The organism is Acidimicrobiales bacterium, assembly GCA_036378675.1.
Lineage (GTDB): Bacteria > Actinomycetota > Acidimicrobiia > Acidimicrobiales > Palsa-688 > DASUWA01.
This window is the reverse complement of the sequence record DASUWA010000033.1, coordinates 17,998-39,655: the sequence shown is the minus strand read 5'-3', so window position 1 is coordinate 39,655 and position 21,658 is coordinate 17,998. Positions and strand designations below refer to the sequence as shown.

At 64.1% G+C, this 21,658-nt stretch carries 23 protein-coding genes and 1 pseudogene; 11 read left to right on the top strand and 13 right to left on the bottom strand.

Annotation, left to right across the window (positions count from 1 at the left end; translation table 11 throughout):
* The first annotated feature begins 41 nt into the window (after nt 1-41).
* From VFZ97_12415 to VFZ97_12405, 3 genes are all read left to right on the top strand, one after another.
* On the top strand, nt 42-1,115 hold the full coding sequence (locus tag VFZ97_12415; GenBank protein HEX6394239.1) for an alcohol dehydrogenase catalytic domain-containing protein: 1,074 nt from the start codon (nt 42-44) through the stop codon (nt 1,113-1,115).
* 98 nt (nt 1,116-1,213) lie between these two features.
* The gene (locus VFZ97_12410) at nt 1,214-1,933 is read left to right on the top strand and encodes an ABC transporter ATP-binding protein (GenBank protein HEX6394238.1); all 720 of its coding nucleotides are present in this window, start codon (nt 1,214-1,216) and stop codon (nt 1,931-1,933) included.
* Nucleotides 1,934-1,943: 10 nt separating this feature from the next.
* Complete coding sequence (locus VFZ97_12405) at nt 1,944-4,469, top strand: ABC transporter permease (GenBank protein HEX6394237.1); 2,526 nt, start codon at nt 1,944-1,946, stop codon at nt 4,467-4,469.
* 15 nt (nt 4,470-4,484) lie between these two features.
* Here VFZ97_12405 and VFZ97_12400 read toward each other — a convergent pair whose 3' ends face one another.
* From VFZ97_12400 to VFZ97_12375, 6 genes are all read right to left on the bottom strand, one after another.
* Complete coding sequence (locus VFZ97_12400; GenBank protein ID HEX6394236.1) at nt 4,485-5,543, bottom strand: cytochrome d ubiquinol oxidase subunit II; 1,059 nt, start codon at nt 5,541-5,543, stop codon at nt 4,485-4,487.
* Nucleotides 5,543-6,943 carry a cytochrome ubiquinol oxidase subunit I gene (locus tag VFZ97_12395; protein HEX6394235.1) on the bottom strand — a complete coding sequence of 467 codons (1,401 nt, stop codon included), beginning with the start codon at nt 6,941-6,943 and terminating at the stop codon, nt 5,543-5,545. Before VFZ97_12395 ends, VFZ97_12400 begins: the two co-directional genes overlap by 1 nt.
* A gap of 78 nt (nt 6,944-7,021) precedes the next feature.
* A complete protein-coding gene (locus tag VFZ97_12390; protein ID HEX6394234.1) occupies nt 7,022-7,741 on the bottom strand; it encodes a glucose 1-dehydrogenase in 720 nt (239 codons plus the stop codon).
* A complete protein-coding gene (locus VFZ97_12385; protein HEX6394233.1) occupies nt 7,741-8,262 on the bottom strand; it encodes a hypothetical protein in 522 nt (173 codons plus the stop codon). Before VFZ97_12385 ends, VFZ97_12390 begins: the two co-directional genes overlap by 1 nt.
* Nucleotides 8,246-8,545 (bottom strand): DoxX family protein, encoded by a 300-nt coding sequence (locus tag VFZ97_12380; GenBank protein ID HEX6394232.1) that lies wholly within the window; start codon nt 8,543-8,545, stop codon nt 8,246-8,248. Before VFZ97_12380 ends, VFZ97_12385 begins: the two co-directional genes overlap by 17 nt.
* A 149-nt stretch (nt 8,546-8,694) precedes the next feature.
* On the bottom strand, nt 8,695-8,862 hold the full coding sequence (locus VFZ97_12375; GenBank protein HEX6394231.1) for a hypothetical protein: 168 nt from the start codon (nt 8,860-8,862) through the stop codon (nt 8,695-8,697).
* Nucleotides 8,863-8,985: 123 nt separating this feature from the next.
* Between VFZ97_12375 and VFZ97_12370 the strand changes: the two genes are divergently transcribed.
* Both VFZ97_12370 and VFZ97_12365 read left to right on the top strand, forming a co-directional pair.
* On the top strand, nt 8,986-9,459 hold the full coding sequence (locus tag VFZ97_12370; GenBank protein ID HEX6394230.1) for a nuclear transport factor 2 family protein: 474 nt from the start codon (nt 8,986-8,988) through the stop codon (nt 9,457-9,459).
* A gap of 11 nt (nt 9,460-9,470) precedes the next feature.
* Nucleotides 9,471-10,571 carry a DUF1214 domain-containing protein gene (locus VFZ97_12365; protein HEX6394229.1) on the top strand — a complete coding sequence of 367 codons (1,101 nt, stop codon included), beginning with the start codon at nt 9,471-9,473 and terminating at the stop codon, nt 10,569-10,571.
* Between the two features lie 4 nt (nt 10,572-10,575).
* Here the strand turns inward: VFZ97_12365 and VFZ97_12360 are convergent, their stop codons facing one another.
* A complete protein-coding gene (locus tag VFZ97_12360) occupies nt 10,576-11,820 on the bottom strand; it encodes a sulfotransferase (protein ID HEX6394228.1) in 1,245 nt (414 codons plus the stop codon).
* A gap of 13 nt (nt 11,821-11,833) precedes the next feature.
* Nucleotides 11,834-12,283: a response regulator gene (locus tag VFZ97_12355; GenBank protein ID HEX6394227.1), complete on the bottom strand. Its 450-nt coding sequence runs from the start codon at nt 12,281-12,283 to the stop codon at nt 11,834-11,836.
* A 236-nt stretch (nt 12,284-12,519) separates the two neighbouring features.
* On the opposite strand from VFZ97_12355, the gene VFZ97_12350 reads away from it, so the two are divergent.
* The 3 genes from VFZ97_12350 to VFZ97_12340 all read left to right on the top strand — a co-directional run bounded on the left by VFZ97_12350 (nt 12,520) and on the right by VFZ97_12340 (nt 14,725).
* Entirely contained in the window at nt 12,520-13,050 is a 531-nt protein-coding gene (locus tag VFZ97_12350; GenBank protein HEX6394226.1) for a sigma-70 family RNA polymerase sigma factor, read from the top strand.
* Nucleotides 13,043-14,335 carry a VOC family protein gene (locus VFZ97_12345; GenBank protein ID HEX6394225.1) on the top strand — a complete coding sequence of 431 codons (1,293 nt, stop codon included), beginning with the start codon at nt 13,043-13,045 and terminating at the stop codon, nt 14,333-14,335. The genes VFZ97_12350 and VFZ97_12345 overlap by 8 nt, the downstream gene beginning before the upstream one ends.
* A gap of 63 nt (nt 14,336-14,398) precedes the next feature.
* On the top strand, nt 14,399-14,725 hold the full coding sequence (locus VFZ97_12340; GenBank protein ID HEX6394224.1) for an antibiotic biosynthesis monooxygenase: 327 nt from the start codon (nt 14,399-14,401) through the stop codon (nt 14,723-14,725).
* Here the strand turns inward: VFZ97_12340 and VFZ97_12335 are convergent.
* Nucleotides 14,722-15,048 (bottom strand): MGMT family protein, encoded by a 327-nt coding sequence (locus VFZ97_12335; GenBank protein HEX6394223.1) that lies wholly within the window; start codon nt 15,046-15,048, stop codon nt 14,722-14,724. The genes VFZ97_12340 and VFZ97_12335 overlap by 4 nt on opposite strands.
* 11 nt (nt 15,049-15,059) lie before the next feature.
* Here VFZ97_12335 and VFZ97_12330 point away from each other — a divergent pair, with 11 nt between their 5' ends.
* Nucleotides 15,060-15,800: a beta-phosphoglucomutase family hydrolase gene (locus VFZ97_12330; GenBank protein HEX6394222.1), complete on the top strand. Its 741-nt coding sequence runs from the start codon at nt 15,060-15,062 to the stop codon at nt 15,798-15,800.
* A gap of 2 nt (nt 15,801-15,802) precedes the next feature.
* Nucleotides 15,803-18,160 carry a glycosyl hydrolase family 65 protein gene (locus tag VFZ97_12325; GenBank protein ID HEX6394221.1) on the top strand — a complete coding sequence of 786 codons (2,358 nt, stop codon included), beginning with the start codon at nt 15,803-15,805 and terminating at the stop codon, nt 18,158-18,160.
* A gap of 9 nt (nt 18,161-18,169) precedes the next feature.
* Here VFZ97_12325 and VFZ97_12320 read toward each other — a convergent pair whose 3' ends face one another.
* The 3 genes from VFZ97_12320 to VFZ97_12310 form a co-directional block, all read right to left on the bottom strand.
* Entirely contained in the window at nt 18,170-19,309 is a 1,140-nt protein-coding gene (locus VFZ97_12320) for a hypothetical protein (GenBank protein ID HEX6394220.1), read from the bottom strand.
* A 19-nt stretch (nt 19,310-19,328) separates the two neighbouring features.
* On the bottom strand, nt 19,329-19,694 hold the full coding sequence (locus VFZ97_12315; protein ID HEX6394219.1) for a hypothetical protein: 366 nt from the start codon (nt 19,692-19,694) through the stop codon (nt 19,329-19,331).
* Nucleotides 19,695-19,850: 156 nt separating this feature from the next.
* The gene (locus VFZ97_12310; protein HEX6394218.1) at nt 19,851-20,108 is read right to left on the bottom strand and encodes a DUF2277 domain-containing protein; all 258 of its coding nucleotides are present in this window, start codon (nt 20,106-20,108) and stop codon (nt 19,851-19,853) included.
* A 98-nt stretch (nt 20,109-20,206) separates the two neighbouring features.
* Here VFZ97_12310 and VFZ97_12305 point away from each other — a divergent pair, with 98 nt between their 5' ends.
* Entirely contained in the window at nt 20,207-21,322 is a 1,116-nt protein-coding gene (locus tag VFZ97_12305; protein HEX6394217.1) for an NDMA-dependent alcohol dehydrogenase, read from the top strand.
* A gap of 21 nt (nt 21,323-21,343) precedes the next feature.
* On the opposite strand, the pseudogene VFZ97_12300 reads toward VFZ97_12305, so the two are convergent.
* A pseudogene (locus tag VFZ97_12300) lies at nt 21,344-21,607 on the bottom strand (carboxymuconolactone decarboxylase family protein).
* Between the last annotated feature and the right edge of the window lie 51 nt (nt 21,608-21,658).

The following is a 21,658-nucleotide window of genomic DNA, read 5'->3' as shown; positions in this document are numbered from 1 at the left end:
ATGTGAACGCATGTTACGAATGCATGTTACGATAAGACTGGATGCCGTGCAACCGTGTGCGTCCGCCTCAGTTCGAAGGAGCCGTCGTTTTGCGTCAGTTGGCATACGTGAAGGCCGGGCGGGTCGAGTGGCAGGACGTTCCCGAGCCCGAACTGACGGATCCTGCGGGGGCGCTCCTCCGACCACTGGCTGTAGCCCGATGCGACCTCGACCTGCCGATGGTCCTGGCGGGCACCTTCCCGGCACCGTTCGCCGTCGGTCACGAGTTCGTGGCGGAAGTCCTCTCAGTCGGGGACCAGGTGACGAAACGGCGTGTGGGCGAACCCGTCCTCGTCCCGTTCCAGCCCTCATGCGGCGGCTGCGTAGCCTGCGAGCAAGGCAGGTTCGCCGCCTGCCACCGATATCGGGCGCCCGCCGGGGGAGCGTTCGGATTCGGGAGTGCCGGTGGCGGCCACGGGGGAGCCGTCGCCGACGTCGTCGCCGTCCCGTCCGCGGATCACCTGTTGTTGCTTGCCCCCGAAGGAATTCCCACGACGGCCCTGTGCACGTTGCCCGACAATCTTGTCGACGCGTACCGAGCCGTCGGTCCGCCCTTGTCAGAACGACCCGGAGCGGAGGTGTTGATCGTCGGCTCCGCCGCCGTTTCGATCGGCCTATACGCAGTCGTGCTCGCGGCAGGACTGGGTGCTTGCAACGTCCGGTACATCGACCGCGATCCCGAACGGTGTGCTATCGCCAGCGAACTCGGGGCCGACGTTCACCTCCACGACGGACCCTGGCCGCGCCGATTCGATCGCGCGCCAATCACTGTGGACAACTCCGGCGATCCAGAAGGCCTTGCTTGCACGCTGCGCTCAACCGACGACTATGGCGTCTGCACCGGGATTGCCATCCACTTCACGCCAACGACGCCGGTCCCCTTGCTCGACATGTACACGAAAGGGGTGACATTCCACGTGTCACGAGCAGACTCCCGTCGCTACCTTCCCGCGGTTCTCGACCTCGTGGCCGAGGGAAAGGTCAGCCCGATGTCAATTCCGACGACCGTCGTCGACTGGGAGCAGGCACACCGAAGTTGGCTGGAACCAGCCATCAAGCTGGTAATCGAGCGGTAGAGCCGTTCGAAGTCGGCGACCTCTACCGGGACCACTGATCGGGGCAGCCCGACTAATTCGTATGACGGGCGATTTGTCGGAAAGATAACCTTTGCCCGGTGCCGCTGGGAGAGTCGGGCTGCGTGCTTCGCCTAGAGGGGGTTTCCAAGAGGTTTCAACGCGGGCGTGAGGTGGTTGTCGCGCTCGAGGATGTGGAGCTCGAGGTGGCCGAGGGGGAATTCATCGGGCTGGTGGGTCCCAGCGGTTCTGGCAAGTCGACCCTCTTGAATCTCGCGGGTGGGTTGGATCGCCCCGACAAGGGTCGGGTGTGGTTAGCCGGGAGGGATGTCTCAACGCTGTCGGCCGCCGATCGTGCTCGGCTGCGGCGACGGTACGTGGGGTTCGTGTTCCAGTTCTTTCATCTGATTCCGACCCTCTCGGTCGAAGAGAACGTCTCGCTGCCGTTGGTGCTCGACGGCAGGCGCGCGGTCGGAACGACAGTGAGGGACGCGATCGCGGCGGTTGGGCTGACCGCCAGGCTGGACCATCGCCCGTCGGAACTATCCGGCGGGGAGATGCAGAGAGCCGCGATCGCTCGTGCGTTGGTTAACCATCCGCGACTAATCCTGGCCGACGAACCGACGGGCAACCTCGACTCCACGACCGGGGAGGAGATACTCGACATGCTTTCGGACCGGGTGGCTGGCGAGGGCAGCGCGCTGGTGATGGTGACCCACAACCCCGACGCGGCTGGCCGGGCACACCGGGTCCTGACCTTGAAGGATGGTCATCTCGAAGCCCGGCGGCCCGCACGGCGCCGAGTCTCGGTCAAGCCCTAGGCGCCCTGACATGTTCCGAGCCGTCCGCTGGCTGAATCTGCGGCGGCTTCGTTCGCACCCGTTGCGGTTAGTTCTTGCGGTCGTCTGCGTCGCGGCTGGAGTTTCGCTGGGCGTTTCGGTCGTCGTCTTGACCTCGAGCGTTTCGAGTTCCCTGAGATCCTTCGGCAACCGCTTGGCAGGACCGGCGCCTCTGCGGGTTGTAGGGGCGACGTCGCGCGGCGGCTTGATGGAGTCAGTCGTGAACGTTGTCCAAGCGACCCCGGGTGTTTCGGGGGCCGTCCCCGTCGTCGAGGCGGTGACCCTCAGTGATGGCGACCGAGGACGTTCCGTCACGACCCTTGTTCTAGGTGTCGACTGTCGGATACAGGCGCTGGCAGGGAACTTTGGCTGTTCGCAGCCAGCTCTGGCAGCCTTCGATAACCAAGGCAGAGTCCTCATCAGCTCGACGCTCGCCGAAAGGCTCGGACCGAACGCGACGATACGGACCGATCTCGGCAGCAGTCCGGTTGTCGCCGCTCCGCCCCACAGTCCGCTCGACAGTTTCAATCATGGAAATGTTGCACTCCTCGGCCTGCCGCTGGCCCAGCGTCTCTTCGATCGACCCCACGGTCTCGACGCCATCTATGTGCTGCCGGCACGCGGCGTGAATCTGGCGGACCTGTCACAAACGCTGAAGCGGAACGTCGGCAACTGGAATGGGGTCCTCAAAGCAAATGACCCTCCTCCGGGGGTTTCGGTTGCGTCGAGCTCGTTCTTGCCGATCTTCACCTTGCTCGGCCTGTTCGCGCTCGGCGTTGGAGCCGTATTGGTGTTCAACATTCTCTCCCTCAGCGCGGAGGAGCGGCGAACGGAACTCGCCATAGTCGCAGCCTTGGGAGGCACGACCCAGACCGTTATCGGTGGAGCGATGACCGAGGGCGCTGTCATCGGGTTGGCGGGCGGACTGCTGGGTTGCTTGGGCGGCTTCCTCCTGGCCCATCCCCTGACCGACAGTCTCTCCAGTTTCACTCGACCGTACGTGGGCGTCGCGATCGGTGTTCATATGACACTGGGGGCATTCGTGATCGGCTGCGCGATCGGGGCCGCCGTCGGGGCGATCGCCGCCCTGATGGCCGCTCGACGGTCGGTTCGCATCGACGTGGCGGCCGAGCTATCCATGCGGGAGCGGCGCAATGAGAGCGAAACCCGACCGAACCTCACCCGCGGGATGCTCTTTCTGGTCGTGAGCGGGCTTGGTTTGCTGATCTGCTGGATCGCCCAACGCCAAGGAGCGCTCCAGCCATGGCAGGCAAGCGTGGCCCCGATAGGGGTGCTCATCGCCATCGTCGGGTACCTCGTCGCCAGCGGCTCCTTTGCGGCCGTCGTTGCGAGATTCGGGGCTGGACTGCTTCGCAGGTGGAACGGGACCCTCTCGCTGGGCGCGGCCAACCTCGCCCGCGACCCACGCCGCTGCGGTGTCATGGCGGTAGCGGTTGGCGCGGCTGTCGCCACCGCGTTCGTGATATCGAGCACCCATCAAGCGGCCGACCAGGCCATCACCCACGGTCTCACTACCGGACATGCCCAAGAGGTGGCGGTATCGACGGTCGGGACCAACAACACCTTCAACCTCGACGCCAAACCGCCCCCCTCACTCGTCGCAGAGCTCTCAAAGGTTCCGGGAACCGCAAGCATCGACCGGGCGTTCTTCGAACTCAGCGGGCATAACGCAGATGACTTGGTAGGAGTGTCGGCCTATGACCATCCATGGCTCAACGCTCCGTTGATCCTGGGAACCAGGTCACTCGGCGCATTCCAAGGCGGACAGGTCCTGGTAGGACCTGCGCTGGCTCGCAAGCGTCACCTGCGACCCGGCTCGAACCTCGTCTTGGACACGCCGACCGGACTCGCGTCGGTGATCGTGGGCGGAGTATGGGAGGACGGAAATGTCAACGGCAACACGGTCACCGTGCCGCTCTGGCTATTCCAGCGCCTGTACGGCGACCAACCTCCTCAAAGCGTCGGGTTGATCCCCATTGCCGGGGTCACACCGGTGCAGCTTGCTCAAAATGTTCGGGAGGCACACCTGGCCTCTGATCTCATCGTCGACACGCCACACCAGTTGGCCAGGTCGATCTCAAAAGGAGTCGGCCAACAGCTCACCGCATTCGACTCGATACAGCGGAGCCTGACCATCGTCGCCTTCGTCGCCGTGCTCTCGACCATGCTCCTCGTAGGGGTACAACGGCGACGAGAACTGGGGCTCTTCGCGGCCGTCGGAATGGAACCCAACCAGCTTGCAAGCATGACGCTCGCCGAAGGCGCCGGAGCCGGGCTGATCGGGATCGCACTATCCGTCGGTGGTGCAGTCATATCGGCCATAGGCTTCTACTGGATTCTTCCAATCATCATTGGTTTCAAAGATCCGCTCATCTTCGACTTCGCCACGCTGGTCATCTGGGGTCCGATCGCTCTCCTGCTCGTTACTGTGGCGTCGCTCCTACCGGCATGGAGGAACGCACACGTCCCCGTAGTCGAAGCGCTTCATTACGAGTAGAGCCGGGCACCGGGCTCACTGAGGATCTTGCATCGCGTGCGGGTCAGTGGTCGAAAGAAGGGGTGGTTCGTCAGAGCTCAGCAGGCGGCGGCCTTGCAGGTTGAAGAGCAGGGCGAACGGGGGACCGATCAGGACGACGGCCGCGCCGAACAGAACTATCAGCGCAACGAGAACGGCGTGCGGTGCGCCGGCGTTGCTCAAGGTGACCGTCGTGCCCGGAAGCAGCGCCGGATACTGCGCGACTCCCCAACCCCAGATGACGGCTGCAACTCCGAGGGCGGCGACCGCCCGAGGTGCCCACAGCCTCATTCGCGGAATCATCAACAGACCGATGACGGCGAGACCGCACACTCCCGAAAGGATCACGAGGGGAAGCGCCCGTCCAGTTAGGTGTCTGTAGAGCGCCCGATTCGAGCTGTGCAACTCGGCCAGGAGGCCCAGCGAAAGGGCTCCGGCCACGAGCCCAGCAGCTTGGGACCGACGTGAGAAGTAGACCCGCAACTTGTCGTCAGCGCGGCGGGCGGCCTCGCCGGTCAGGTAGACGGCAGCCAGGTAGCCACAAGCCGCGACGAACAAGAAGCCCGCCAACAGCGAAGTGGTATTCGTCCAGGCGTAGAGGCTCGCGTGGTTCGCGTTTGCGTGGACGCTGCCGCTGGCTATGGCCCCGATCACGGTTCCCATGAAGAACGGGGTCATCAACGACGAGAGAGCGAAGATGGCGCCGGTCGCTCGGACCAGACTCAGGCGGGAGACCTCCTTGCGAAACGCGAACCCCGATCCGCGCAGCACGATGCCGCCTACTGCTAGCCACAACGGCAGCGCGGCGGTGTTCATGACGTCGGCGAAGGCGCTGGGAAACGCAGTCCAGAAGATGACCAGGTCGAAGACCAACCAGACGTGGTTTGCTTCCCATACCGGCGTGATCGAATCGTCGATCAGGCGCCGCGGAGCCCACCCTCGCCGGTCCCCGCCGGCCAAGAGATCCCACAGACCGCCGCCGAAGTCGGCTCCACCCAAGATCGCGTACAACGCGATCCCAGCTAGAAGGATCCCACCCACCGCGTCCGCGGCCATCAGACGATCTCCGTTCGGTCGAGAACGGGAGCGGGCGACGGGCCGTAGGGCACCGCGCCTTCCTCCAGGTCACCTCGACGCCATCTCCGAGCCAGAGTCCTCAAAATCAGGATCGTCGCCGCGCCGAGCAACGCATAGAGGACGACCACGATGCTCAAACTGACGAGCACGCCTCCATTGGTTGTGGCCGCTGCGTCGGTCGTCTGCCGCCGGTAGACCACCCACGGCTGGCGACCGACCTCGGTTACGACCCAGCCCGCCTCCATGGCCACGATGGCGGCCAATCCGCTGATCGCACCGACCCACCAGAACAGCCTGTGCGGGGGTAGACGCCGTCGCCGCCACCACTCATAAGCGGACCACAACCCGGCGAGCAGCAGCAGGAAGCCGATTCCCACCATGGCGTCGAAGCACAGGTGGATCAACCACGCGACGGGGGGGCGATATGCGGCACGGACGGTGTCCCAGCCGACGACTTTGGTGCCCGGCCCGAAGCCCACGAGCAGCGAGTCCAGGTCCGGAATCTTCAAGCCCCCATAGACATGACCCCCGGTGTACACCCCGCCCAACCACTCCGGCACGTTCCTTCCGGTGCGCGCTACGTACTCCATTGCGGCGAACTTGACCGGCTGGTCACGGGCGATTGCCCTCGCCGCAGTGTCGCCTACGAAGATCTGGAATGGGGTCAACACGGCGGCCGGCACGAACCCCAGGGCGAACCCGGTGTAGTGGTAGCGGTCGCGGCGGCCGCGCAGCACGCCGGCGGCATACACACCCGCGACGAGGAACCCCGAGACCATGTAGGCGGCCAGGATCATGTGGGGCATCTCATAGAGAGCCGCGTGGTTGAAGAACACCTGCCACGGTCTGACCGAAACAACCTTGCCGGCACGCTCGATGAATCCGCCCGGCTGGTTCATCCAGGCGTTCACCGCGATAACCGACATCGCTCCGAAGATCCCGCTCACGGCGATGGGGATCCCGCTCCAAAAATGCGCCCACCCGGGCAGGCGCCGCCAGCCGTAAAGGTAGACCCCAGCGAAGATCGCCTCCAGGAAGAAGAACACACCCTCGACCCCGAAGGGGAATCCGAGCACGGCTCCATACCGGCGCATCAGGCCCGGCCACAACAGGCCCATCTCGAACGACAGCACGGTCCCAGTGACCGCGCCGACTGCGATCAGCACGCCCATGGCCTGAGACCACCGACGTGCCAACCTCATCGCTGTCTCGTCCCGCCGGCGCAAGCCGACGAACTCGGCCAGCAACACGATGGACGGCAAGGCGATCCCCAGGCAGGCCAGGATGATGTGGAATCCCAGGGTCGCCGCCATCTGGGCCCGCGTCGGAACAACCGCGGCGATGAATGGCGCTACGGAGGACAGCGAGGCAGCACCCACGCCCTCTCATGCCACCACATCGAGGGATCCTTCGACAACGTGACCAAGCTTTAGCGTGCTGTTCGGATGTGGAGAGGCTTAGGCCGTGAATCCTCCGTCGAGCACCCACTCCGCCCCGTTCGCGTAGGCGCTTTCGTCGGACGCCAGCCACAACGCCAGCTTGGCCACTTCATCGGCGGCGGCATAGCGCCCCAGCGGCACGTTGGCGGTCAGCTGATCGAGGGGCACCCCCGCCATCATCGGTGTGTCAATGATGCCCGGATGGATGGAGTTGACCCTGATCCCATGAGGCCCAAGTTCCTGGGCGGCACTCTTGGTCATGCCCCGGACCGCCCACTTCGTCGCCCCGTAGGCGAAGCACGCCCCTGAACTCCTGAGCCCAGCGATCGATGACAGGTTGATGATAGATCCGGACTTTTGCTTGATCATCTGCGGAGCCACAGCCTGCATGCCAAGGAACACCCCGGTCTGGTTCACCGCGACGATCCGATCCCACGTGTCGAGCGATGTGTCGGCCAGGTTCTTCCATTCCAGAATCCCGGCGTTGTTCACCAAGACGTCGATGTGACCCTGGTCGCTGAGGACCTGCTGCACGACCGTCACCCAGGCGTCACGCGAGGCAACGTCATGTTCGAAAAAGATCGCTCCGACATCGGCGGCAGTCTTGGCGCCCTCGTCAGCGAGGACATCAGTTAGGTAGACCGTCGCTCCCTCGGCGACAAAAAGACGACCCTCGGCTGCTCCTTGTCCCCGCGCCCCACCCGTGATGATCGCCACTTTCCCGGTCAGCTGGCCCACTATTCCTCCTTAATCCGTTCGCTCCGATCTTGATCACGATTGCCTGAGCGATCCGCTCTATCGGCGATGACGAACGCTCCTGTGATGATCAATCCGCTCGCCACAATCAGCGGCGGCGCGATCGCGAGATTCCACGCTGCGGTGGCGTAACCGGCGACGACCATCACTGCCCCAGCAAGGAGGGTGACGATGGTGATCAGCAGTGTCACCGTCAACGTCACATCGCCTCCCGGAGAGGGCAGCCCGAGGGCGATCGACGCGATGTGTCGGACTCGGACCTTCATGTCAGAAGACCGTGCAGGTCTTCTGGGTCGTCTCGCGAGAGCGAAGGCTACGGAGATGAGCGGACCCGATGGAATCATGATTGGTCCAGCCAGCGCCCACCCGTCGGTGGCGAAGATGTATCCGGCAGTCATCATGATCCCGCCCGTGACAAGCGTCAGGACGGCCGCGGGGATGAACGGAACCACTCGAAGATCGCTTCCTTTGGCGATCGCCGAAGGTTCAGTCGGAGCTTGCATCGGATCCGAAGGCACGCAGCACCAAGTACGACCACAAGAGCATGCCGACCGCCGGGGCGTATTCGGTCGCTGCGTCCTTGGCTCGGGCGTGGAAGCCGAGACCGATGATGAAGTAGGCGACGATCGAAGCGGCCGTCAACCTCCCTACGGCTCGGGACCGAAGTCCGACGGCGAGGCCGAGTGCCGAACTCGCCTTGACTATCGGGAAGACGAATCGGAGCTGATCTGGGAATCCGAGGTGGTCGAGATGCTCGCTGGCCCAACGCTTAGACCGACGCCCCATTTGGATGATCGAGCCACGGGGTACAGCGCAACGGTGTCGAACGCGGCGTTCATCGCCTGGGCACCAATGAGACCCACAATCAGCCGATTGGATCTCCGCAGCGCGAGAGCCATCGGTCCCGAATCGTAGGCTCGATCTTTCTTGAAGCGCTAGCCCGGACCCTCCTGCTCCCTGCGGTCTTCATCCAGCCTAGGGGTCATTCCTCTTCGCTCCTCGGCCGCTTGGAGGACTTGGTCGACTACGCCGGCCCGAACCGGGGCTTCTTCGAGCAGTTCGGCTAGCTCGGCGACCTGCGACGCGTTGAGGCGGCGCTTCACGCGACAAGTATGCCCGCAATCGGGGGAGAGATGCTCTCAGCGGGTGGCACCCGATCTGGTGGGATCACCAGAAATGAAGTGCGCGAGAGGTAGACCCTACGGGCGCCGAGTATCTTCTCGATCGTGACGTACACCAGAGGGGATATCGAAGCGGCCTTCGACCACTATCGGTCAGCAGCCGCCGAGGCCGGACGAACTGGGAATTGGGAAGTCTTCCTCGACTGTTTCACAGACGACGTTCACTACGTCGAGCATCACTACGGCGAGTTCCACGGCAAGAAAGCCGTTCGTGAATGGATCGTCCCTGAAATGGCACGCTGGCCGATCAACCAGATGCAGTCGTATCCATGGGATTGGCACGTGATCGACGCCGAGAACGGGGTGATAGTCGGACAGATCGCCAACGTTATGACCGACCCCGGGGACGGCAAGGAGTACCGAGCCGTGAACTGGACCCGGTTGATCTATGCCGGCGATGGGCTTTTCTCGGAAGAGGAGGACATCTACAACCCCGCTGAATTCGGGGAGATGGTCATGGCCTGGATGAAGGCTTGGAAGGACCATCACCCCGGTCAAGACTCGCCCGGCTCTTCCTGAGCGCCAACCGCGTGAGCGAGGCCCGGGCAGCTTTCGACGAGTTGCTTTCCACTATGCGAGAGGTGGCCGACCGATTCTGCGGCCTCGAGTGGGGGCTGTCGTCCCCGGACGATGTGGCCGGAGGGCTCAGGGTCGTGGCCCATCTGCTGGAAGGCGGGTTCGTTGGCCATTTCGAGGACGACCCGAGCCAGCCGGTCTTTCGACAGATAGTCACGTCGACCCGGAAAAGCCTCGGCGACAACGCGGATGCCATATATTTCGACGCCGCGGTGTCGCCTGGGTTCGCCTATCGGGTGACCGGACGGACGGCCGGTGCGGTGTACGTGTCCTTCACGGTCGAGGCCGGCGGGGTCGGCGGCGCCTTCCCCAAGCGAACGGCGGGGGTGCTCAACGACACCGAGTTCGACATTGACGCCGAAGGTCGGTTCGAGGTCTTTCTCGGCGGGCCGAGAAGAGACCGCAACTGGATCGGTCTGGACGACGATGCCACGCGCGTGACGACCCGCCATTATTTCGAGCAGGAGGCCTCAGCGGCTGTGCCCCCGATTCCGGACCTGGCCCTTCGCATCGATCTCCTGGACAGCCCAACGCCCTTGCCGGCGCCCAACGATGCCTCTGTCGCAGCAGGATTTCGGCGGGTGGAGCGCTATGTCAGGTCCAGATCTCTGGAGCAGACCAGACCCGGTGAGGGTGAACAGCCCGCCTTTGTCTCCCGAGAGATCAACGTCTTCCCGCCGCCGGTATCCCCCGGTGATCATGCCCTTGCGGCGGCCGATGCCGCTTACAGCATGGCTCCGTATTTCCTCGGTCCGGATCAGGCACTGCTGATGACCGGTCGCTGGCCTGAGTGTCGTTGCGCCAACGTGTCCCTTTGGAACCGGCATTTGCAGACTTACGACTACGCACATCGCCAGGTATCGCTCAATCGCGCTCAAACCCACGTCGAACCCGACGGGACGTTTCGAATCGTTCTGTCGCACCGGGATCCCGGCGCGCCGAATTGGCTTGACACGGAAGGCAGGCCATTTGGGCTCGTGTTCTGGCGCTACATGCTCCCAGCCGGCCCGATCGAAACTCCCGACGCGCAAGTGGTCGACCTTGCGGACTTCTGAGGCGTCATTCCTCTGCGATTCCGTAGTGGGCGACGTAGGGCGCGAAGCTTCGCCTCACTGATTCCCGCTCGAGTCCCACGTCAGGTAATGAGTACGCGTGAGCCCCATGTTTGTCCTTGGGTTTGTTGACGAGGTAGTCCTTTACGACTTGCTCGTGATTGTCGGGCCAATCCAGCTGCAGTTCGCCATAGATCCGGCGTAAGGCGCTCACGGGGTCGGACATCAGCTCGATGAAGTGCGAGTCGACGATTTGCTTGTCGGGGATCTCGGCGTTTTCCCTCGCGTGGATAGTGCCTTCAAGGAACATCTTGTACATGGCTTCCATCGCGCCTGCTAGCGCGCCAACGTCCACAGCATCGCTGCGCATGAAACGCACCGCTGAGAGAATGCTGATCAACGAGGGGAGGAACTTCTGCGGGTCGCGGTGGGTGTGGATGACCTTCGCATCCGGGTACTCGGCGAACAGCGCGGGAAGGGTCGACACGTGAAACGGTGACTTCAGCAGCCATCGACGCGGGCGAGCGTCAGGAGTCTCATGCTGGAAGGTCTGAAGCATTCGACGATGAAGCCGGTACACGCGTCCAAGCGTCTCGAGATGCTCCAGCTGCCAACCCATGAAGGACGGCGTGTCGTAAAGCATCCCCCAGTACGGCCCGGAGAAGTCGTACATCAGGAAGTGCACGCACTCGCAGGGGAGACCGCTGGCGAGCTCGTGCATCGCCATGAACGGTGGATGAATGTCGGCCCACAGCTCCTGCTCAGACTCGGACAGTTTGAGACGGGTCTCGATGCTGCCGCTCTGCTTCAACGGGTAGAGAGCCTCGTAGGCCAGCGGGGCTCGGAGTTGCGGGTCGAGCGCCAAAAGCTCGAGCAGGATGGTCGTTCCGGTACGCGGAGGTCCCACGACGAAGACGGGCTCTCTGATCGCGGTGGTGCCGGTCGACGGGTGCTCCTTCCAGAGCTGCTGAAGGCGCAGCCACGTCTCGAGAACGCGCAGCACCTCGCTCCGCGTGAGGACGCGACCGAGCAGATGCAGATTCGAGTCGGCGTTGATCGAGGCGATCTGCCGTTCGTAGGTCTCGGTCCAGCCCGGCCATTCGTCTTCGCCCAGATCGGTTAGGCCGCAGGCCGAGCTGGCAACGTCCAGCATCTCGCGCGCGTCAAGGCCGACGATGCGAGCTGGGTTCCCTACGGCGTCGCCGAAGTAGTTCAGCCGTCGAACCCAATCGGGGTGTTCGAGGATGCGCATGCTCGCACCCTATTCAGTCGACGGCCGCAGGACCTCGCGATCGGTCCCCATCCGGCGCGAGGACATCGTTCAGAACCCGGGTGAGCTGCCCCGGCAGAACCGGCTTTGTCATGAAGCGCTTCGCGCCGGCAGCCATGCAGCGCTCCTCGAGCTCACGATCGTCGCGACCGGTGAGGATGACCACCGGAAGGTCCGGGAACTCCTCGGTTATGTGAGAACACACCTCGACCCCGTCCATCCCGGGCATCATCACATCCAGGACGACTGCCTTCGGCTCGACGACCGGGATCAACCCCAGCCCCATCGGGCCGGTCATCGCCTCGAAGACAACGAAACCGTCGGCTTCCAGAAGCACTCGCAGAAGCCGAACGATCGATGGCTCATCGTCAATAACCAGCACGGCCGATGCGGAATCGTCCACCGTCAATGCAAAATCGTCCTCCGCCGATGCGGAATCGTCCACCGTTGTCTCCTTCACGCGGACCCGTCCAGATCGACGTGTCGGCGCAAATCGGCCAGAACTGAAGGGTTATCGACCGTAGAGGGCGAAAAGGAAGGAGGGTCGGGAGGTCTGCTAAGCGGCGGGATCAGCAAGAACCGGGTCTGAGCGATCATTTCCCTCGTGCTCTCGATCAAAGAAGTCAAAAAAAGTTCCCGGCGGAGCGTCGGAATCGGGTTCCCCCGAACGATTTAGGGGATGTGAGCCAGCAGATGCCGGCAAGCGACCATTCGAGGGAGGACTTCATCGCCTTCTACGACAACGCCTTGCCCCACGTCTACGGCTACCTCTCGGCGCGTTGCCCGAGCCGGTCGATCGCCGAGGAGATCACTTCTGAGGTATTCCTGACGGCTGTCGATGTGGCGAGAAAAGAGCCCGCCACGCCCATCGGCGTGCCCTGGGCGATCGGCGTGGCCCGGCACAAGCTTGTCGACTATTGGCGCAGAGAGAGCCGGAAGGATCGCGGCCTGCGTGCGTTGGCCGACGAATTCGGAACGGTTGAAGCCGTAGATCCTTGGGACGTCCGTATGGAGGCGATGAGAGCTCGGTCGGTGCTCGACAAGCTCGCTCCCTTCCAGAAAGCGGCCCTCACGCTTCGCTACCTCGACGACCTGCCAGTCCCTGAAATAGCAAGCGAGCTCGGCCGCACGGTCCATGCCACTGAGACGCTGCTCATCCGTGCCAAGGCGGCCTTTCGCCGCGTTTACGAACAGGAGGACTGCGATGGCTGACCCCTTCGATGCCCTCCGAGTGCCGTCCGAAGCTCAGCTTCCGGATCCGGAGTTTTCCGACCGTCTCCGTTCCCGCCTCTTGAAGGCGTTCGACCTCCCGAAAGGAGTCACCGTGTCAGATCTCACCCTTGAAGACGTCGAAGTTGCGCCGTCCCCCGCCGTTGTAACTGGGGAGGTCCGGGTCCTCCCTTACCTCGCGGTCGCTGGGGCGCAGCGCGCTATCGACTGGTATCGCGAGGCGCTTGGTGCGCGCCTGCGCGGCTCGCCGATTGTCATGCCGGACGGCCGTATCGGCCACGCGGAGCTGGAGATCCCGAACGGCGGCCTGCTGATGCTCTCCGAGGAATACCCCGAGATCGGTGTCGTGGCCCCATCACCGGCGGGCGGAGTCCCCGTGACCATCTACGCCAGTGTTCCGAACGTCGACGAAGTGGTCTCGCGGGCGGTCGACGCCGGCGCCAGCTTGGAACGTGACGTTCTCGATTACGACTACGGACGAAACGGAGTAATCCGAGATCCGTTCGGGCACAGGTGGCTGATCTCGACCGAGCCCTCGGCGCCTCGTACTTACGTTCGCATCAGGCACGGCGACGTCGGGTACGCGTCGCTTTGGGTTCGCGACGCCGAACGCGCATCGCGGTTCTTCTCCGAGGTGCTCGGCTGGGAGTTCGAGCCCAACGACGGAACGTGGGGGTGGGCGGTGCGGGGGCTCTCGCTCCCTCACGGCATCGACCCTCGCCATCCCGACCCGACGCTGTTCCTCTGCTACGCCGTCGCTGACCTCGGACCCACTCTCGAAGCGGTTCGGGCTTCGGGGGGTTCCGCCGCGGAGCCGGTCAACGAGCCATGGGGCCCGACGGCGATGTGCAGGGACAACCAGGGTCTCGAGTTCGCGCTGTTCGAGCCGCCCGGGGGAGTTGGACGGGCTGGGGACCCGCCGCCTCCCGAAAGCGGGCGACCGGGCGACCTGGCGTACATCACCATGTACGTGCCCGATTCATCAGCGGCGAGGGACTTCTACGGTTCGGTGCTCGGTTGGCGGTGGCGCCCTGGACGGGTCGAGGACGGCTGGGGCGCCGAAGGTCCCGTGCCCATGACCGGCCTGAGCGGGGGACACGAACGGAGTTTCATCATGCCCATGTACCGGGTGGACGACATCCAGCGTGCGGTTGGCCGGGTGCGTGCCCTCGGTGGGCAATCGACCGATCCCGAGCAACAGCCTTACGGGATCAGCGCCGAGTGCGAGGACGACCAGGGCACCCGCTTCTACCTCGGGCAGCTGTAACCCCGATGCAGGCGGCGGCGTATTGAGTCGTCGCTCACCTCCGGGCTCCGGCAATCTGGTCGCATGCAACCCGCAGGCGCCAGCCGCATCGTGACCATTTTTCGTTCGAGGCTCCGGCCCGATGCGGACCAACTCGGATACGGCGAAGAAGCCGCCCGGATGGAGTCGCGAGCCCGCGCGATGCCGGGATTCGTGGATTTGAAGACGTTCACCGCTCCCGACGGTGAACGCGTGTCAATCATCACCTTCGAGACGCGGGAACATCAGGATGCTTGGCGAGACGACCCTGAGCACGTCGTCGCCCAGCGTCACGGACGCGAGAAGTACTACGAGGAGTACTCCATATCGGTCTGCGAGCAGCTAAGTCACCGGGGCTTCCGGTCCGCTTAGTACGGCATCCGAGCCTGAGCGAGGTCGACACGGTCTCCCCGCAGCGGGACTCCTTCCTGCCGGAGCAACCTCAGCTGCCTCGAACCCTTCGCGACTGACCCGTTTGCTCGGACCACCCGATGCCATGGCAGATCCTCGGTGGTGGCTGCCAGCACACGGCCCACCAGCCGCGGAGCCGTCGGGTAGATGTCACCGTAGGTGCGAACGAATCCTTGAGGTATCGCCTTGATCCTGTCGAGGATTAGTGCTTCACGCGAGTCTGCAGACACCGGAACGTTCGAACGGGAGTTCAGTTGGGAGCGCGAGCGAGGATTGACCGCCATAGTCTCGCATTGTGCCCGTCCGTCTGCCCCGACGCATCACGGCCTGCCTGTTCGACATGGATGGGGTCCTGACCAGCACCGCCGAGCTTCACGCAGCTGCCTGGAAGCAGATGTTCGACGAATACCTGGGCAAGCGTGCGACTAACAACAACGAGCCCTTCGTCCCGTTCGACTCGGTCATCGACTACGACCAGTACGTCGACGGGCGACCCCGGCTCGACGGGACTCGCGAGTTCTTGCGTTCTCGCGGGATCGACCTACCAGAGGGAAAACCGCAGGATCCGGCGGGAACCGAGACCATCTACGGGCTGTCTAATCGGAAGAATGATCTGGTGTTGCATCTGATCAAGGAGCGGGGGGTGACTGTGTATCCCGGATCACTTCGTTTCCTGCAGGAAGTCCGCCGCCGGCAGTTGGCCACGGCGGTCGTATCCTCCAGTGCCAACACGTCAGAAGTGCTCAGGGTCGGGGGTCTGGAGGGAATGTTCGACGAGGTGGTCGACGGAATCGTCGCGGAACGCGACCACTTGGCGGGCAAGCCGGCTCCGGACACCTACCTGGCGGCGGCCCGGGGGCTCGGCGTGGATCCTTCCGCCGCGGCGGTATTCGAGGACGCGCTGGCGGGAGTCGAGGCGGGACGCGCGGGCAGATTCGGCTTGGTGGTCGGGGTGGATCGGGTAGGTCAGTCGAACGCACTTGCCGCTCACGGTGCGGACATCGTGGTCACGGATCTCGCCGAGCTGATCGGTTAGCTGTGTTTGCCCATCCTGCCTTCGCGGTCGACCCCTGGTCGGTAACCGAATCCTCGCTCGACCTGAGCGTTCTGGCTCAGACCGAATCGGTGTTCGCTTTGTCCAACGGCCACATCGGAATGCGAGGGAACCTCGACGAGGGAGAGCCCTACGGCCTGCCCGGCACCTACCTCAACTCGGTTTACGAGCTGCGCCCCCTCCCGTACGCCGAAGCCGGCTACGGAAACCCCGAGTCCGGGCAGACCATGGTCAACGTAACCAATGGCAAAGTGATCCGGCTGCTCGTAGACGACGAACCGTTCGACGTTCGATACGGCGAGCTGCTGAGCCACCGCAGGGTCCTCGATCTGAGGGGAGGGTTCCTCCACCGGGAGGTCGAGTGGCGCAGCCCGTCCGGCGCGCGGGTGCAGGTGACCTCGACGCGGCTCGTGTCACTCGTTCAGCGTTCGGTGGCCGCCATCAGATATGAGGTGACGCCGCTCGACCGTTCGGTTCAGATAGTGGTTCAGTCCGAGCTTGTTGCCAACGAGGCCATGCCGGCAAGACCGGCCGAGGACCCGCGGGTTTCGGCGATCCTCGACCAGCCTCTGGAGTCGCACGCTGCGCTCGCAATGGGCTCGTCGGCCTTGCTGGCTCATCGGGTTCGTCGAAGCGGCCTGCTCGTGGTGGCGACAATGGACCATAGCGTCGCCGGCCCCGACGACACGGAGGTCACTTCCGAGGCCATCGATGACGTCGCCAGGACCAACGTGATGACGACCCTGCAGTCGTCCGAGAGCCTCGTCGTCACGAAGATGCTGGCTTACGGGTGGTCCGCGGAGCGGTCCGAACCCGCCTTGCACGACCAGGCGCGTGGCGCCGTGCAGGCTGCAAGCCGGACCGGCTGGGAGGGCCTCCTCAAGGGACAGCGCGAGTTCCTCGACGACTTCTGGTCGGGGGCGGACGTCGAGATAGACGGTGACTCAGAGGTTCAACAAGCGGTCCGGTTCGCCATGTTTCATATCCTCCAGGCTGCCGCGCGGGCCGAGCGCAGGCCGATCGCAGCCAAAGGGCTCACCGGAACCGGATACGAGGGCCATGCGTTCTGGGACACCGAGATCTACGTTCACAGCCTGTTGGGTCTATCCCGCCCCGAAGCCGTGGCGGACTCGCTCAGGTGGCGTCACGCCACACTGCCTGCTGCGCGGGAGCGGGCCCAGCAGCTTCGCTTATCGGGTGCGGCGTTCCCGTGGCGGACGATCAACGGGGCCGAGTGCTCGGCGTACTGGCCTGCCGGCACCGCCGCGTTCCATATCGGAGCTGATATTGCCCACTCCGTTGTCCGCTACGTGCGCGTCACCGGGGACGACGAGTTCGAAGCTGAGATCGGCGTAGAACTTCTGGTCGAGACTGCCAGGCTTTGGCGAACGGTCGGGCACCATCACATGGACGGAACCTTCCGGATCGACGGAGTCACCGGTCCCGACGAGTACAGCGCCATCGCAGACAACAACATCTACACCAATCTGATGGCGCAGCAGAACCTCATCGCCGCGGCCGACGCCTGCATGCGTCATCCAGGGAGCGCCGGCAAGCTTGGCGTCACCGACGAGGAGGTCGCCTCGTGGCGGGACGCCGCCGCCGACGTGTTCATCCCTTACGATCAGACGCTTGGGGTGCATCCTCAGGCCGACGGATTCACCGACCACCAAGTTTGGGACTTCGCCGCCACCACCGCGGATCAGTACCCGCTTCTGCTGCACTTCCCGTACTTCGATCTGTACCGCAAGCAAGTCGCCAAGCAGGCCGACCTAGTGCTCGCGATGCACCTGAGGGGGGACTTCTTCACGGCAGAGGACAAGGTGCGCAACTTTGCCTACTACGAGCGTCTCACTGTCCGAGACTCCTCTCTGTCCGCGTGCACCCAAGCTGTCATGGCGGCGGAGACCGAGCATCTTGGCCTTGCCTACGACTACGTCGGAGAAGCTGCTCTCGTCGACTTGATGGATCTGGAGCACAACACCCGAGATGGTCTGCACATGGCATCGCTCGCGGGCTCCTGGGTGGCGCTTGTCGAGGGTCTCGGAGGCCTACGGATAGAGGAGAACCGGATTGTGTTCCATCCGCGTCTACCCGACAGCCTGCTGGCGCTTCATTTTCGGATCACCTATAGGGGTAGGCGGATAAAAGTGAGCCTTTCCGAGGGAAACGCGTCTTACGAACTGCTCTCTGGCGACGATCTTTCCATCTGGCACTACGACGAGGAGCTAAGCCTTTCAAGCGACGCCGTCGAACGCCGTTCGTTGCCTCCTCGAACTCGACTGCCCCGCCCGACGCAGCCCCCCGGGCGTGAGCCGACCCGCAGACACCACCGAGATTGATCCGGCTCGTTAGGTGACTTCGGCCACTCGCGCCCCGAATGGTTCGTAGGGGCGCCCGTCGGATTCGGCCAACATCTTGCCCGCCCGGACCTGGAACGGGCTGATTCCCCCCGTCTCCCAGGGCCCGACTGCCCCGGCCTTCAAAGCTTCGGCTGACTTCGGTAGCACTCCGAAATGCCTGCAGGCGTCCTCGACCGGCAGATCTGCGAGTTCGAACCAGTCGAGTCCGAGGAAGTCGACGCTGCCCGAGCATTTCGCTCCTCGGTACATGGCGTCGGCAACCCGTTCGGCCATCCCCGTCCGGGAGAGATGACCGGGCGAAGACTCGAAGAGCCCGGCGCCCGATCGCAGGTATCCGGTCTCGAATAGGGACACGACCATTGCGAGGAGGGAGAATCCCCTGGGGTCGTCGTTGGCGCGGGCAATGAACGCGAAAACTTCGAGTTCGGACTCGACGGTCGTTCCGTAGTCGGCGAGAACGTGCACCCAGTCGTGCTGAGCGAGAAGCGGCGGAGCGGAGCCGGCGAGTCCGGGGTAGTTGAACCCCCGTGCTCGGTAGAAGTCGGTCACCCGGCGTCCGAGCGACTCCTCCGGGAGTTTCTCCATGGCACGCCAGCGGGCTGCAAGATCGGGGTCGTTCAAGTCGAAGTCCCAGGCGTCGGAGATCTCCACCGTGGTGTGAAGGTTGGCGGCGTCCTCGGAGCTCCACCCCGCGGTGTACCCGTTGCGTTTGAAGTCGAAGGCCGCCAGACCCAAGCTGCCAGCGGCGAACTGCCGCGCGACCTCAACCATCCCTTCGTCGACCGACAATTCCGCGGCGTACTCCGCTATCCGATCCGCCACGTCCTGTGGGATGGGCCTAAGGACAAGCCCGACCAGGGTCATGATCTGCACGATCCGAGACCGGTACGCCTCGTTTCTGTTCCGCAGAGCAGCGGCAAGCTCTGGTGCAGTGACAGGAGGCTGGTCCAGGGCGGCAGGATGCCCGGTCATGGCCAGCAGCACCGAGCGAACAAGTAGCTGCTGAGTTTCGGTCAGCCCGCCTGGCGGCGCCGCCGCGGTGGCGACTGCCCGGCTGACGATCGCTACCTCTGCCGCGTCGGGTACAGAGAGGTTGGTCGCGTCCAGAGAGGGCAGCGGGACCGGCACGAAGGTCAGTTTGTCATCGTCACGCGCATATCGGCGGCCGAAATTCGCTGCCGTCGCCTATCTGCAAAACCGGAGCCGACCGGAGGTCAAACAGTACGAACGACACTCCGTCGGTGATTCGCACCTGCTGCCTTCTGTGCGAGTACCGGAAACGGAGTTCGATCGGCGCGTCCGCGGCAGCCCAGGTCTCGACGAGGCCCGCGGCGGCCACGGCCCAGGCGGAGTAGGGGAGCCGGGCATGAAGGGAGAAGACTCCATCGACTGGATATGACGTCTCCGGCTCGAGGACTCCGTCGATGATCACAGATCCTGGCCTGAACGACGCAAACGCAATTCGGCCGTGGAGAACCAGCGGCGAGACCGTCGATGTGGGGTGGGGGTTCATGATTCCTCCGGGGGTCGAGGACGCAACTGGTGTAAGCGTGCGCCGACCGCGCCTCGGTGTCATCGATCTCAGGATGGTTTGCGCCTCGGCCCTAAGGATGAAACTGCGGACGGCCTGATCGATCCAGTGGCTCGATCTACTGGCCGGATCTGTGGGCTACTGGCCGGATCTCTGGGCCAGCCGGCGAAGAGGTGGGGTGGTGGCCGGAGGCACCTGGCGCGGCGGAAGCTGCATCAGAAGCTCCGCCGTTGCGCTCGCAACCTGATCCACTGCCCGATCTACGGCTTCGGCCGTTCGGGGCGTCACTGTCTGAACACCGCTGACCTTTCGGACGTATTGCAGAGCGGCCGCGCGGATCTCTTCGGTGGTTGCTGGCGGCTCGAGGCCTCTGAGGGTCGTGATGTTCCGGCACATGCGCCAAAGATACGGCCGAAGTGGCTGTTCGATATGGTCTGCGCGCGGCAATCCGGGTTGACTGGAGCCGGAGAGCTCCACCGGGGGAGGAGTCATACGTGCAGACTGACGCGGCGGTTCTCTGGGAACCGGGGACCGACTGGAAGATCGAACGGATCGAACTCGACCCTCCCAGGCAGGGTGAGGTCCTCGTACGGCTGGCGGCATCGGGGATGTGCCACTCCGAGGAGCACATCGTGACCGGTGACACACCGATGCCGCTTCCGATGGTCGGTGGGCATGAGGGCGCCGGGGTGGTCGAGGCTGTCGGCCCCGGGGTCCGCGATCTCGCCCCCGGCGACCACGTGGTCACCAGCTTCCTACCGGCCTGCGGTCGGTGCCCATCCTGCAGCGCCGGCCACCAAAACCTCTGCGATCTCGGGGCGTTCATCGCCGACGGCTGGCAGATATCCGATGGCACAGCGCGCCATCACCTCGGGGATCAGGATCTCCGGGCAATGTGCATGGTCGGCACTTTCGCTCACTGGACCGTGGGCAACGAAGCCTCGTTCATCAAGATCGATCCCTATATCCCCCTCGACCTTGCTGCGCTCCTGGGTTGCGGGTTCACGACCGGATGGGGCTCCGCGGTCCACCGGGCGCAAGTCCAACCGGGCGAGGACGTCGCCATCGTCGGAATCGGCGGACTCGGGTCGGCGGCGGTCCAAGGGGCCCGGTTAGCCGGCGCTCGGCGAATCTTCGCCGTCGAGCCACAGACCGAGAAATGGGAGGCCGCCCGGCGCTTCGGCGCCACTCACACCGTGGCGTCGATCGAGGAGGCGTTCCCGCTCATCCAACAAGAGACCCAAGGGCGGATGTGCCACAAGCTCGTCGCAACCATGGGCGTCGGCCGGGGAGACCTCGTGGCCCCCTTGATGTCGTTGGTGGCCAAACGAGGCAGAGCCGTGATGACCAACGTTCACAGCGCGTTCGAGGTCGACGTCAAGTTGAGCATGATCGATCTGGTGTTCATGGAGAAAGAGATCCTCGGGTGTCTGTACGGGTCCGCCAACCCGCGAGTCGACATCCCCTTGCTGTCCCAGCTGTACCAGGCTGGTCAACTGGACCTCGAAGGCATGGTGACGCGGCGCTACCCCCTCGACGGGATCAACGAGGGCTACGAAGACATGAGGGCGGGTCGCAACATCCGGGGTGTTCTCGTCTACCCGAGCTGAGACGCCGAAGTGCTCGCCGGCTCACGCGCGGCGCGCTATCGCTCGTTCCGCAGCGTTGTTCGCCTTCGCGCCGAGCGCCCAACCGACGTAATGCGTGACTTGCAGGACGATCTCTCGAAGCGTGCTCTCGTCCATCTCACCGTTGCTCAGAGCAGCTGCGAACTGAACTTCGAGGAGGTCCTCGTGTCCCTGCGCGGCGAGAACGCCAACAGTGATGAGGCGCCGGGCGGGGACGTCCAAGCCCGGCCTGCACCACACGTCCCCGAAAAGATGGTCGACCGTGTACGCGACGAAGTCCCCCGGGCCTGTTCCGGATCCGCGCTGAACCCGTACACC